The 12,483-nt window shown below is 35.3% G+C and carries 19 protein-coding genes and 1 pseudogene; 16 read left to right on the forward strand and 4 right to left on the reverse strand.

Features of this window, described 5'->3' with window-relative positions; genetic code table 11:
* The first annotated feature begins 844 nt into the window (after positions 1 to 844).
* The 12 genes from DXXMK7_RS21745 (at position 845) to DXXMK7_RS22575 (ending at position 6,312) form a co-directional block, all read left to right on the forward strand.
* Positions 845 to 1,420, forward strand: coding sequence for a mobilome CxxCx(11)CxxC protein (locus tag DXXMK7_RS21745; RefSeq protein ID WP_071605185.1), 576 nt, complete (start codon positions 845 to 847; stop codon positions 1,418 to 1,420).
* A gap of 13 nt (positions 1,421 to 1,433) precedes the next feature.
* The gene (locus DXXMK7_RS07245) at positions 1,434 to 1,646 is read left to right on the forward strand and encodes a hypothetical protein (protein ID WP_038918492.1); all 213 of its coding nucleotides are present in this window, start codon (positions 1,434 to 1,436) and stop codon (positions 1,644 to 1,646) included.
* Between the two features lie 310 nt (positions 1,647 to 1,956).
* On the forward strand, positions 1,957 to 2,832 hold the full coding sequence (locus tag DXXMK7_RS07250; protein WP_038918493.1) for a DUF6387 family protein: 876 nt from the start codon (positions 1,957 to 1,959) through the stop codon (positions 2,830 to 2,832).
* Positions 2,833 to 2,981: 149 nt separating this feature from the next.
* On the forward strand, positions 2,982 to 3,200 hold the full coding sequence (locus tag DXXMK7_RS21750; RefSeq protein ID WP_038918494.1) for an AlpA family transcriptional regulator: 219 nt from the start codon (positions 2,982 to 2,984) through the stop codon (positions 3,198 to 3,200).
* A 32-nt stretch (positions 3,201 to 3,232) separates the two neighbouring features.
* The gene (locus DXXMK7_RS07260; protein ID WP_038918495.1) at positions 3,233 to 3,547 is read left to right on the forward strand and encodes a hypothetical protein; all 315 of its coding nucleotides are present in this window, start codon (positions 3,233 to 3,235) and stop codon (positions 3,545 to 3,547) included.
* 74 nt (positions 3,548 to 3,621) lie between these two features.
* Positions 3,622 to 3,918 (forward strand): hypothetical protein, encoded by a 297-nt coding sequence (locus DXXMK7_RS07265; protein ID WP_038918496.1) that lies wholly within the window; start codon positions 3,622 to 3,624, stop codon positions 3,916 to 3,918.
* Between the two features lie 50 nt (positions 3,919 to 3,968).
* Positions 3,969 to 4,205 carry a hypothetical protein gene (locus DXXMK7_RS07270; RefSeq protein ID WP_038918497.1) on the forward strand — a complete coding sequence of 79 codons (237 nt, stop codon included), beginning with the start codon at positions 3,969 to 3,971 and terminating at the stop codon, positions 4,203 to 4,205.
* 26 nt (positions 4,206 to 4,231) lie between these two features.
* Complete coding sequence (locus DXXMK7_RS07275) at positions 4,232 to 4,582, forward strand: hypothetical protein (protein WP_038918498.1); 351 nt, start codon at positions 4,232 to 4,234, stop codon at positions 4,580 to 4,582.
* A gap of 68 nt (positions 4,583 to 4,650) precedes the next feature.
* Complete coding sequence (locus DXXMK7_RS07280; protein WP_038918499.1) at positions 4,651 to 4,893, forward strand: hypothetical protein; 243 nt, start codon at positions 4,651 to 4,653, stop codon at positions 4,891 to 4,893.
* Between the two features lie 140 nt (positions 4,894 to 5,033).
* The gene (locus DXXMK7_RS22570) at positions 5,034 to 5,225 is read left to right on the forward strand and encodes a hypothetical protein (RefSeq protein WP_126850917.1); all 192 of its coding nucleotides are present in this window, start codon (positions 5,034 to 5,036) and stop codon (positions 5,223 to 5,225) included.
* Between the two features lie 59 nt (positions 5,226 to 5,284).
* Positions 5,285 to 5,938, forward strand: coding sequence for a hypothetical protein (locus DXXMK7_RS07285; protein ID WP_126850916.1), 654 nt, complete (start codon positions 5,285 to 5,287; stop codon positions 5,936 to 5,938).
* 62 nt (positions 5,939 to 6,000) lie between these two features.
* Positions 6,001 to 6,312 carry a hypothetical protein gene (locus tag DXXMK7_RS22575; RefSeq protein WP_126850915.1) on the forward strand — a complete coding sequence of 104 codons (312 nt, stop codon included), beginning with the start codon at positions 6,001 to 6,003 and terminating at the stop codon, positions 6,310 to 6,312.
* Positions 6,313 to 6,389: 77 nt separating this feature from the next.
* Here the strand turns inward: DXXMK7_RS22575 and DXXMK7_RS21755 are convergent, their stop codons facing one another.
* Positions 6,390 to 6,869, reverse strand: coding sequence for a DUF4756 family protein (locus tag DXXMK7_RS21755; protein WP_071605253.1), 480 nt, complete (start codon positions 6,867 to 6,869; stop codon positions 6,390 to 6,392).
* 186 nt (positions 6,870 to 7,055) lie between these two features.
* Here DXXMK7_RS21755 and DXXMK7_RS07290 point away from each other — a divergent pair, with 186 nt between their 5' ends.
* Positions 7,056 to 8,324, forward strand: coding sequence for a hypothetical protein (locus DXXMK7_RS07290; RefSeq protein WP_038918501.1), 1,269 nt, complete (start codon positions 7,056 to 7,058; stop codon positions 8,322 to 8,324).
* Positions 8,325 to 8,438: 114 nt separating this feature from the next.
* Here the strand turns inward: DXXMK7_RS07290 and DXXMK7_RS22810 are convergent, their stop codons facing one another.
* The 3 genes and pseudogenes from DXXMK7_RS22810 to DXXMK7_RS22815 all read right to left on the reverse strand — a co-directional run bounded on the left by DXXMK7_RS22810 (position 8,439) and on the right by DXXMK7_RS22815 (position 10,303).
* Positions 8,439 to 9,203, reverse strand: a complete 765-nt coding sequence (locus tag DXXMK7_RS22810) for a hypothetical protein (protein ID WP_071605186.1) — start codon at positions 9,201 to 9,203, stop codon at positions 8,439 to 8,441.
* 33 nt (positions 9,204 to 9,236) lie between these two features.
* Positions 9,237 to 9,861: pseudogene (locus DXXMK7_RS22280) on the reverse strand (hypothetical protein); the annotation flags it as partial.
* 262 nt (positions 9,862 to 10,123) lie between these two features.
* Complete coding sequence (locus tag DXXMK7_RS22815; protein ID WP_193745960.1) at positions 10,124 to 10,303, reverse strand: hypothetical protein; 180 nt, start codon at positions 10,301 to 10,303, stop codon at positions 10,124 to 10,126.
* 713 nt (positions 10,304 to 11,016) lie between these two features.
* Between DXXMK7_RS22815 and DXXMK7_RS07300 the strand changes: the two genes are divergently transcribed.
* From DXXMK7_RS07300 to DXXMK7_RS23030, 3 genes are all read left to right on the forward strand, one after another.
* The gene (locus DXXMK7_RS07300) at positions 11,017 to 11,781 is read left to right on the forward strand and encodes a hypothetical protein (protein ID WP_038920881.1); all 765 of its coding nucleotides are present in this window, start codon (positions 11,017 to 11,019) and stop codon (positions 11,779 to 11,781) included.
* A gap of 159 nt (positions 11,782 to 11,940) precedes the next feature.
* Entirely contained in the window at positions 11,941 to 12,210 is a 270-nt protein-coding gene (locus tag DXXMK7_RS22820; RefSeq protein ID WP_023302098.1) for a hypothetical protein, read from the forward strand.
* 65 nt (positions 12,211 to 12,275) lie between these two features.
* Positions 12,276 to 12,416: a hypothetical protein gene (locus tag DXXMK7_RS23030; RefSeq protein WP_238555981.1), complete on the forward strand. Its 141-nt coding sequence runs from the start codon at positions 12,276 to 12,278 to the stop codon at positions 12,414 to 12,416.
* Positions 12,417 to 12,483: the final 67 nt, after the last annotated feature.

The following is a 12,483-nucleotide window of genomic DNA, read 5'->3' on the forward strand; positions in this document are numbered from 1 at the left end:
CCGCGTAACGGCTTTAATCAAGGAACCGCCGTATTAAAACCGGAAAGTATCGGAGTGAAATATCGGGTAGGATTGTCGCCCTTTCGTGAAATCACCATGCTCGATTTTTATGCAGTGTGACAAAAGGGATATTCTGAAATGGTTTTCTGAACGTATTCTGAAATGCAAAGGGCTGCATACGCAACCCCTTGATAAATTTGGCTCCTCTGACTGGACTCGAACTTCATCTGTAGCTCCTGTTGTTATTGGCTTTGTTGAAGTGATATGTTTTTTTTACCAGCATTTTTACCATCATTATTTAATCTGTAACCATAAAATGTCAATTAAAAACAATTTGTTATGAAAATATTTTGTTGTCCATTGATGCCTTGAAAAGCGTTGATGATCAACATCACGCTGACAGCATTATTATGATTTTTTTAATTTAGAAACAGATGATTATTGACTGATAACTCAATTTTTAACATTGTCCTGTGATTAGCTCTGATACAGGTTGAGGTTGAATTCAATATGAGCAAGGATCTGCATCAACTTTATGACTTCCAGCAAGCTCTGAGAGAGCTACACGCTATGCAACAGGCTACTTTGAGCGAACAATAGATATCTTTTTGTTAATTCGACGTTGGCATTTGAATATGTCGAATTTACGCGAGTAAGGGTTGCGCTATCTGATGATTTATCAGGCAGTTGACTTCACTACTATGAATTTATGGGTATAATCTAACCAAACAAATCTTGAGAAGGGTGCAATAATTGTTTCCGTGACGGCGATCACTCACGTTTCGGGCGAGCGGGATGCATAGTTGCTTAACTGTCAAAAACTGGGTGGCAAAAATTATCTATTATGGATGAGGAAAAAAATCGTGCCGAAGTAGCGCACACTGAATTTATTTCATACGGAACGTCTCGAATTTTTGATCGGCGTATGAGGGCATTAGACTGGAAGCGTAAGGTGGTCACCTTCCTTGGGGTATTCGTTCCATTGATGATAGGTGGTACTGTTTTATCATTTGGTCTTGAAGCATCATTTTTACCGGTTTGCATCGCAATTGCTGGTATGGCTAGTATTGTGCAACTAGGATTCTCGCTATGGTCTTTGGTTTCTGGATGGGATCGATCATATAGCGACTGCATGGCCTCTGTTAAGGAAAATACAGCTATCTATAATCTAGCAGGAAGTATCCGTAAGAAAATAGGTAAGCTCGACGAAGCCAAACTAGAAATTTTGATAGATGATTTGAGGGAAAGGTTTGAGCGAAGAGAACAGGAAGACTTAGCTTTATGTGTGAATGATAAGGAACTTCGTTATGCAAATCGTGTTTCTTGTTTCTACTTCAAAAAAAATTGTTATGTTTGTAATACCGTTCCTCGAACTTTGAAACCGGGGAAATGTACTTGTGATGGTTGTGGGAAATTTTAATTAAGGAGAAAATATGAGTAGTGCAAAAATCCTTAACGCTTACTTCAATGCATCCGAAGAAGAGCGAAAAGAGTTTTTACGGATTCTTAGCCAATTTTATAAGGATCACCGTAGAGTACCACTGAGTGAAGGAATGGAAAGTTTTGTCGTGAATGAAAGCATCCGAAAATCTCAGTCAATCAATTTTGCTCCTATGCAGGGTGGTTGCCCGGTTTGCGGCAAGTAACAAGTAAAGCCGTCTGATAGACGGCTTTAAATTTTCTGAACTTTATAAATATATTTTCTGATTTAGCGCGGTATTTATTGCCGATAAATTACGTTTTTAAGTTGCTTTCAAAAAATTATCCGTCAATATCTTAAACTCTATTTGAAGTGATTTGCGAGTATTGGTCAAGTAAAGCGCAAAAGGGGGGCAGGTCACATCAAATTCTTCAATGCCCCTATCTTAGGCTGACTGACATTTTTTTCCACTTTCTCTATGCTGTTGAATGAGATAGCTTTATCACAACTCAAAACAAACACTCATAGAGAAAACAATGACAAAAAAGATGCCTAAAGCGGAGATCGTCGAAGCACTGAACGAGTGGTTTGATGTAAGTCGCTATGATGTGCTGAAAGACTTAACCTTAGAACAAATTTATGCCGAGTTGGAAAGGCGGATCTTTGCCTATAAGTCCAGACAGCAATGGGAAACAGCAGGTGAAGAGAACCAAATTTTGGCGATCTACCATGATGCCCAAATCCGTTCAGGTAAGGTCATACATGAGACGAAATGGATTTCTGATAGCCATATGCTGGCACACAGTTATGCGGTTAGGCCAATGACAAGGACTTCTCTGTTCAACTATGGAAGGGCGATGTATCGTCTGGAAAACAACACGCCTAAAGATGATGTTTCAGTGAGTTCAGAATACATATCTGAATATCTGAAGCAAGGAGGATTGAATCCTGCTAACAAGATGCTGATTGAAATCGATTTGGATGAAGCTAGCAGCGACGATCTGGCTGAACACCTAAAAGTGCTTATCATTCAATGGCAGAAGCACCTGAAAGCACCTAAGCCCCCGGAAAAAGATTTCCGTTTTGGTCATAAAACCTTCCAGAAGATACTCGATTACAAAATCATTCCCCTAATGGATCTTATTGGTTGGGAACAACTCAACAATCAGAAGATCCCTTATCCTGTGCTGGCGGGTATCCTCCATACCGATATGCGCTATGCCAGAGGCAGCGAGCAAATCAAAGATACGGATTACCCTCTGGCCTATGAGTTTTTAAACAATGATAATTATTTCAAATCGTTGAATGATTTTTTCATAAAAAACATGCATGTGAAAAGTTCCGATATCCTTGCTGTCATCGGCATGAATGACAAACCTGAAGACAAAAAGAAAACAAGGGATGTTCGCTAGGCCTGAACGTCCCCTGTATTCACCTCCCATAAACATCCCCTAAATTCACTGGTCCTGAACTTCCTCTCTGTTCAGGGCTGGTGAACCAACCTAGTTTCTCATATGAGTTATCCATACAATTATTTCCATCAAATGCACAGGAGATAAATATGGTTCAAATCGTAGCAAACAAAAAACAACGTCTTATTCGTTTATCAGAAGTGATTAGAAGAACAGGATTTGGAAAGACATGGATTTATACGCTTATTAAAGCAGGTCGCTTTCCATCGCAAGTTAAAACAGGTCTAAGGTCTATTGCCTTTATAGAAAGTGAGATTGATGCATGGATTGAGAAAGTCATTTCTGATTCACGTCCTGTATCTGAATAACAAATATTTTAATAACAACAAGAGGAAATGAAATGAAGAGTAATGAAATGAAAAAAATCAAAGAGTCATCTACCAATATTTTTACTGCTATGGCAAAGAATCTTTATATATCAGGAATACGTATATATAAAGAACAAGAAGAACTTGAAGTGTTAACGGCTATTATGTTGGATAGCGACAGAACGGAGTTATATCTTTCGCATGTTAAAGATTATCTGGCAAAACGCTTTGATGCACATATGGAAGAAATGGGTAAAAGAGAAAGACTGATTTATGTCGATATGGATAAGGTTATGCATGAAATGAGATATGTTCATACTCAAGCATTACTTTTTAGCATGAGCTAATAACAGCGTATTCGGCCCCGTAAGGGGCTAATAAAAAATGAATAAAATAAGCATTTAACTATGAGGGTGTAAATATGTCTAAAGAAAAAATAAATGTTAATAAATCAACTGAACTGTTCTATGACCTTGCATGTAGATCGTTTGCCGCAAGCTGGAATATGTTCATGGAAGTTAATGGCGATGGTGATGCCAATGATTATTTGGATGACCCGGACTTTATGAGTCCATTCATTATCCATGTGATTAATCATATTCAGAATAACTTTGAAATATTCACTGCCCAAGAGGGTAATAACGGTGATATTGAACAGGTTAACTTTGAACAGGTTGCTGTCATGTTAGTTGAGTATTCAGAAAGCTTTAGAAAGTAAGAACCAATCTTGCTCCGAAAGGGGCTGACTAAAAATATAAGAGGGAATATATGACAAATAAAATATCTGTAGTAGTAAGTATGCTGTGCGAAGGAACCCCGAAAGTAAAGAATACTATTCAAGAAAGCCTTGATGTGTTTATTGCTCTTAGTGGGTATTCGGTAGAGGAAATGATAGAGAATCAGAACTTGATTGATGCTTTAAATCGACATGTCAATAACGATTTAGTTGATGAGTTAGATCTGGAATACGGTTCGGTAATCATCAATGTCGTTTATAACAACTAACTATTAACATAATAAAAGGATTAAAGATGAAAGAGATTATTTTAAATAAAAATGAAAAAGAACTAAACGAACTTATTGCCAATATCTTGAAAGGATACTGTGATGAAATATATACCATTTATGAAAAACATCCGGAAACAGCTATCGATATTTTGAAAGATGGTTTCATGTCAAGCGTCATATATGATGTTTTGATAACTCGTGAGATGAAGAAATGCTCTATCAAAAATGATGTATCTGATATAAACAGAAGGGATTTAAAAGCCGCTATCTTGTATTGGCATCAAGAACACATCATTGAACTTGTTTCAAAGAATATAAATCAGAATGAAAATAAAGATCCTGTTTATTGGAAGCTAAAAGTGACAGTTGTTTGATCTTAAATATTATGAATATTCCCTCGAAAGAGGGAAATAACATAGGTGATAAAAATAAGGAGTATAATATGATTGAAGAATTCCACGTAATGTTTATGTATAGAAAAATCCAAGCTGAAGCTGCTACTACTGATTTGAAAACCCTGAACCAACTGTTGAAGAAGTTCCGAAAGGTAGTAGAAGAACGGCGGGAAGAATACTATCAGGAGATTGGTGAGAAGAAGGCTCGTAAGCTGAGGATGAAGAGAATACAACAGTTGCTTGATAAAATGGTGCATGATCGTGTATCACCGGATGATATCTTTATCTGACTCAGCAATGAGCTATATTTTCACAGTAACGGAAATGGCTATCGCATATTGTATATAAATAAAATATTACAACGCATTGAGATTCTCATAGTTATGTGTTATATTTATCTTAATAAACAATGGGATCTTAGGGGGAGGCAATGGCAAAAACTAATAAAACATCTAAAAACAGAGCTTATGCTGTAGCCCTTACTGTTGCGTCCAGAACTTCTAGCCCGGTTTCTGGAGTTAGTGCAGATTCCATAAGAATTGCAAAAGAGCGTTCTGAGAAGCGTTCTGCTGATGATTTAAACCGAATGTTTGCAGAAGCATTCGAAGCAGTTTATAAATAAAATTAATTTTTAGTAAAGCCCCTCCTATGGGGCTTTTTTTTGTTAAGGAGAACTTAGTTGTGACCTCTAAGAAGTGGGTTTTCCGTGAGTTAATTGATAATGAAAACGACTATCAAGGACTTTTAGCTTATACGTGCTATAAAATTGAAAAAGATAAACTAGCACAAGATCTCCGCGAAGCTAATACGTCGGACGACGAAGTAGAAAGAGCCTTAGAACAATTTCATAATGTTTCTGTAACTACGGGACAACTAGAAAAGTTTAAGACAAAAGGGCTGGGAGTTATGGCAGCCTTGACTGAAGTATTAGATGCAGAACTAATAGAAAAACATAATAAAGAGGTTCTTTTATTAAAAGATCAGCATCAAGCAGCTTTAAAACAAAAAGATATTGCACATAAAAAAGAACTGACCAAATGTAAAAATGATACTACAACAGCTTTAAGGAAAGAACTTTTAGATAAAATGCAAAAATATCCATTAAGCCATACTTCTATTGCAATGAAAATTTTCAGATGGATAGGTAATGGATTCCAAAGTGTAATAGCTGTGTTTATTTTAATTTTTGTTCTTCATTCGGTTGCTTACTGGTCATCAGATGATGCGACAAAATCTGGTGTCGTCAGTAGTTTCTGGGGGAGGGTTCAAAATATGTTTAACAGCCCTATCCCTTCCTCTGAAGTTAGTTCAAATACTACTAATATAAATCCATAGTGAGCATTTTTTAATATTTTCATGAAATAAACTTATTTTTTTCTTTGTGAGGAGTTTTAAAGATGGATCGCAACTTAGCAAAAAATCTAATCAGAACAATAGGTAAAGAATATGGGTATAAAGTTTCAGGAAGGCTAGAGGATACTGATTTTGATGTCTATTTTGATATGGAAAAGCATGGCATTGCTTTTCAAATCAGACATTCAACACATCCATCAGCACAAGACGGAGGATGGTTACAAGTTCATTACTATGAGGGAGAGCCTGCGCTTTGGGGGCCTGCTTTACACTCGCTTAGGACAATAGGTGATGTGGTTGCATTTTGCCAAACGTTGATAACGTTCTCTCAAATCAAATCTAAAAGACAAGCCTAAATAAATTATCCGATCTTTATCTGGCATATATTGAGTTAATACTTGGTTAATGCCAGATTAATTCTGAGCTAATGCATTTAAACAGCCATTTTCCTACGTCTTATATTCGATGCTCCCAAATCTGATGAAATACTGGAAAGCTGTTCAAGACTCTGCTCAACAGAACGTTGAAATTGAAGCGCTGCTTCTGTACGCTGTTTTATAATTAGGGATACAATTTCTTCATCACTTTTTGCTTGAATTGCTTTCCTATAAAGACTACGTTCATAAAACTTATCAAGATCCCCTGATGATTTTGCAGATGTATTAGCTGTTGAAAAACTTATAGGATTAAGCTCACCGATGAAACTACCCATAAGTGATTGTCTCTTTTTATCTAGCCTGCGTAGTTCGGTATGTGCAGATCTATATTTCTTAATTTCATATTCAAATGCGTCGTCATTACGCAGTTTACGATATCCTTCTTTATATTCATCCATTGATGGTTGTTGCTCAAGTTTTTCAATAGTATCAAAATATTCTAATAAATCGCTGTTATCTAATTTTACTTTTCTCATATATATCTCGTCATAATAGTTGTTATATTTATATATTAAGGTATATAGAGAAAGTGTCAAATTAGTGATTTTATTCCTTGGTAAATCGTGATTTTTTTCAAATAATAAAATATATCAATGCCATATATTTACTAGTTGTTAATATAAAATATAATAAATATATTAACAAAATATATAGGTGATAATATGAAAGAGAGTACGTGGGAAGAAATATCAGAAATAAATGAAAGGTTTTATAAGGCAAAAGCTGACGCAAACAATAAAATATTTAATGCTGATACAGGAATAGATAATGAAGCCTTAAGAAGGGTTCAACAAGCTGTTTTAAAACAGGGGAGTAGAGGTCTTGCAGAAGAGTTGCATAAAGCAATGTTTGAGAATAGCGCTGTAATGAGAGTAAAACATGCAGAGCGAGTTTCAAGTTCATTGAACGAATGGTTTAATGCAAGTGCTTTTAGCGATAAAATAAAAGCAGAAGGTGATGTAAAAGAAAGAGACGTAGTGGCATCTAAATCCGTGGCATTCAAAGACGCACCTTACTTTTCTGTTGGTATGTATCAACATAATATAGATCAGCCAGATGTAAAGGATGCTTATATAAAAAGGGTAGAACAATTAACCAAAGATATGGAATATCAGGTTAGTTTTGCGGTTAGTAGAGAAAGCCATATGAGCAATACCATTGAGGCCGCTAAACAGCTTTTAGGTGTTGAAGTTTTCAATAAGCTATATGCTGGGGAGTCTTTAGACATAGCACCAACACCAGAACCTGTAGCGATAGTGAAAGAACAGGCAGAAGTCGATAACCTAGATGATATAATAAGTGTTAACGAACAATTTTACCAAGTTAAAAGACAAGCTGATGAAAAAATATTCAATATTGATACTGGCATTGATAATGCTGCATTGAAAAGAGTTCAGGATGAAATACTCAGGCAAGGCAATAGAAATCTTTCAGAAGAAGTTCATACAGCTATGTTTGATAATAGGGCTGTAATGAGAGTTAAACATGCTGAGAGAGTTTCCAGTTCTTTAGGTGTATGGTTTAACAAAGAAGGCTTTAATGAAAAAATAAAAAATGAGGGTGATATTAAAGAAAGAGATGTAGTCGTTTCCAAATCTGAAGCATTTAAAGATGCACCTCATTTTTCTGTTGGAATGCTGCCTGCTGATATTAATGATCCAGTAGCAAAAGAGACTTATATAAATAGAGTTCAGACGCTAACTAAAGAGATGGCTTCTCAAGTTGATTTTGCTGTTAAAAGAGAAAATCATATGAGGAGGACATTAGATTCAGCTAGAGAGTTTTTGGGCATTGAAGTGTTTAATAAACTTTATACTCAGACGCATGAAAAGGTTATAAGCTTTAAAGACAAATTAAAAAATGTAAAACAGTCTTTATCTGAACCTGTTTCTCAGGATGTGAGAAGTAAAAATAGAATAAAGTTTAATTAACAATAATGATAAAAAATAAATCACCTAGACTGTGTATAATTTTCATTGTTCGCCTCAGAGTTTACCTCTAACATGGTTGTTTACGAGAGCTTAAAAAGGCTCATGACGAGCCTTTTATGATAATAGTTTAGCTTTAAAATATTCCATGAATATCACCATGTGAATCTTTAACTCTCTGAAGAATTGGATGGATTGTCTAAACATCATAAGTGGAACAAGTTCAATATCTTCAGCTTCACGTATAAAATCATCATCTAAATATTTTTTAAGTTTCTTTCTGTTTTCGAATGAAAAAATATCGGCGTAATTTCTCGCTGCCTCTAAAGCTATCTCCCTTGTGGGTTTGGTGATGTATTTTAAGGCACCGCCACAGTTCTTTACAGCCATTAACTGTAATTCATACGATGGGTTAGGTATCTGACCAAGAGCCATTCCATTGCTATTCACAGCGATTTTATAAAAATCATTTAAACTTTCTTGCGTAATAAATGGGATGACATATTTAAGGTTGTAACCATCATGTTGAATCGCTATTTTACACAACTCCTGTGTAGGGTTTTCTAAATACTGTATATTTGCCCCTGATTTTTTTAATATTTTTTTACACAGAGAGTATGATGGTTCATTTTTGAATTCTAAAATATTAGCTGCATGTAGTATGCTGCCACCATTTCTTTCTAAATTTATATCGCTATTTAGTTTATCTAAATAGGTTTTATACTCATCTTCAATATCTGAGCATGAAACCTTGTAAATAGAGTTTTTTGCATAATATGAAGAGATAGGTTCATAATAATATTTCTCTCCATCCATTTGGAATAAAATTATGATACCATCACAATAACTATTCCCACGTACTATTATTTTGCTTCTTTTCATAAAAACCTCATTTAATGTTAATGACTGTTGGTTATTATCTTTATTATCAATTTCCTCAGTATAATCATCGATAATGTTGTTTTCTGATACTGAGTTTAAGTCAATATCGACATTAGGCGTAAACTGTGGAAAAAACGTTCTCTATGCCTCTACTGGCTCTTCTCAATGATTATTTATAGTCCCGGTTCTTTATAGGATTAAATTTTCTGTACTGCCCCTATAGAAAGAGATTTGCATTTATCATTGTATGCTTTCCGTCTTGCACCAGAATATTTTTATTTATAAGTTTCTGCCAGCATTTACTTACGTTAGATCTACTCATGGCAAGCTCTTCTGCAAGAGCTGATTGTGAGACACTGGCGATCAGATTTCCATTCTGCATGAGCTTACATAAACGGATCATTATTGTATATTCTGCACCCGACATGTTCTTCCCGAGCGTTTCCAGATTATCTAAAAAAGCGTGAACATAGACTATTCTCTGTTGTATATCAGAGCTATGTTCTTTGTTTACATTTGCTGTTGCTTTATCTTTTCGGTTTCTATTGTGGAATCCGTATATCTCTAGCTTTTGCTTATCAGTAAAATTATTTCTGTATATGTAATCTTCCACTCCTTCACTGCTTAAGGTCATTATTTTATTGTAATCAATGCTCATGTGTTTCCCTTTTTTTATTATTGTATGCATTTATATAATGCAGGGCGATTCATTGTCAAAAATAAATGTGAAAAAATGAAATAAAATACACTTTTGCGAAATTACGTTCACTGATTTCGGTGGTTTTTAAATATAACAGAGTTTTCGAAGAAAGATGTTTGGTTTCAGTACAGAAAAACTTCACCGTAAAAATATTTTAATATAATGATTTTAACTTGGAGTGCGCCAGCCAACTCGTTCCGTTTTATCTTCTGTCATATCTTTACTTTGAATGATAGACAGCAAGTGATTGTTTTATACAATCACTAAGCGCTGCTTGGTCATAGGGATATGTTATTTTTTCTTTTACTACATAGCGGCTATCGCCGCAATTATTTATGGATAAATCCATCATTACAGGGATGAACCCTGTTCCAGCAATGTGATTGTCTTGAACAATCACGAAGTGCTGCTTATGTGCATGTTTTTCATTCAGTGAAGAGTAAATAGCCCGTTTTAAAGAATTAACACTTTACACGGATATGGGATCTTTTTTAAAACAGGATGAGGAAACGATCTAGATACGATCCTTTTCTACTTTCCTAGCCAGTATGGAAACTACCTAATGAAAGTAAAAATATATTAATGTCAGCGTCAGGGCGTAGCCGTGCTTTAGCACATGAGCGTCAGCTCATAGATGGTGGTGATTTTCAAAAAGGATTTTAGTGGAATAAAAAGAAACGCTCTGCAATAAAAAAATGCAACCCGAAAATGGTTAATCATTTTAAGGTTGAAACCCCATGTGGCGATCATAAAAATCGCCCGGTTTCTGTTTATCCTCTTAAGTATTATCTCTTACTTCTTGCAAAATTAAATTAAGATAAAATCGGCTTGTAGCCCTTGCTGTATAAGGGATGAAACGAAAAAACGGGACTGACCGTACAGTCAGTGTTCCTGACTCTGTGGTCAGTATTCCTGACTGTACAGTGAGCTTTCCTGACTCTGTAGTCAGTTTCTATGTCATTTTATAGACTAAAAATGACAGTGCTTTCAATTATAGTCACTGGAATACTTGCGATTTCTAAAATATTTTCGCAAAAAAATATGCAAAAAACTTGATATCTATTTTGTGCATGGTATTTAATTATAAATAAAACAATAAGAGGTAATGTCATGATGAATGAAATAGATGTTGATTTAGATTTAGGCTTGAATCCTTTTTGCTTTGAGACAGAGATAAAGATTGAAACAAGAAAGAAAAACCTGACTGTATCAAGAGGAACAGAACTTATTGAAAGGAAGGATACCAGCAAATCTTATTTTGCCAATATAGTACATACACAAGAGGTCGATAAAGAAGAGTTCATTAAGCTCTACACCTCTCAGATAAAAGCATATTTTGATTTAACGAAAACAGCGTACAAGGTGTTTTTCATATTTCTCCGTATCTATCAGGATGCGATAGGTAAAGATCACTTTTACCTGAGCTGTAAAAAAGCAATGTCGCTTGCGGAAAAGATAGATCACTTCGTCTTGTCTGAATCTATCTTTTACAGAGGCATAAAAGAACTTATTGAGAAACGTATTATTGCTAAAACGAATGAAAAAAACTGGTATTTTATAAATCCTGCTATTGTGTTCAATGGTGATCGTGCTCGCTTTGTTTCAGAGATTATAAAAAAGAAAGAAGTAATGGAAGAACAACCCGAAAGCGTTGCCAGTACTGACCGAATAAATAAAAATATTACAGAAGAAGATAGATCAATTGAGTCAGTGATAGCTGATGTTAATGACCAAGAGGATATTGATTTGTTAATCGCAAGATTACAGGCTAAAAAGTCCCAAGGGGCGATGATGAGTAAAAGGATGGGAGGATGTATCACTATTGAGGCCGCAACACTTTTACCACCAGAAGAACCGTTAGATTGGGATAATATTTAAAGGCATTTACACAGATGATGTGTCGTTATTGAGTAAATAAGATGAGCGAGAATGCTTCATATATAAATGTCGTGTGAAATGTTATTTATATAACCTGAGTTAAATTTGATTTTTCTAAAACAAACATGGTATTAAAAATAAAAAAAGGAAAATCAAACAATGAATAATATTAAAATCATTACGCTCTTTAATACCAATGAAAACATACCATTTATGATCTGTATAGTTAAAGATGTTGAAGAGAAGGAGTACGGGATAAAACTTACTCTCGAAAATGACAATAACATCTTTATCAAAGATTACGGTTCATTCTTTCTGTCTGAATCAGCAGATGATTACGATAAGGCGCGAATGGTAAATGTGTATGGAAGATTTATTTCTGAACTCAGCCAAGTCAGCGAAGAAACAGTAAGATCGCTGATGCCATAAACCAAACCCTAAAACATCCAGTCTCCCAATACACCCCGTTAGTGTTCTAGATGAAGTGACGCAGGGTGAAAGCTAAAGCATCAGATGAATCAACACTGATGAGTGCGTTTGGCCTGCAAGATCCGCATGAATCCATAGCTGAAGATAACTTCCTATCTGAACTGGAAGCTGCAGGAAGTATCGTATTTCACACCGATATGGGTTAGTACCTGAATACAAAGGTACAGACATCCGGATAGCTATTGAGCCGATAAACCTTGCGCACATGCGAGA

The sequence above is a fragment of the Dickeya sp. MK7 genome (assembly GCF_000406305.1).
In the GTDB taxonomy this organism is placed as follows: Bacteria; Pseudomonadota; Gammaproteobacteria; order Enterobacterales; family Enterobacteriaceae; genus Dickeya; species Dickeya fangzhongdai.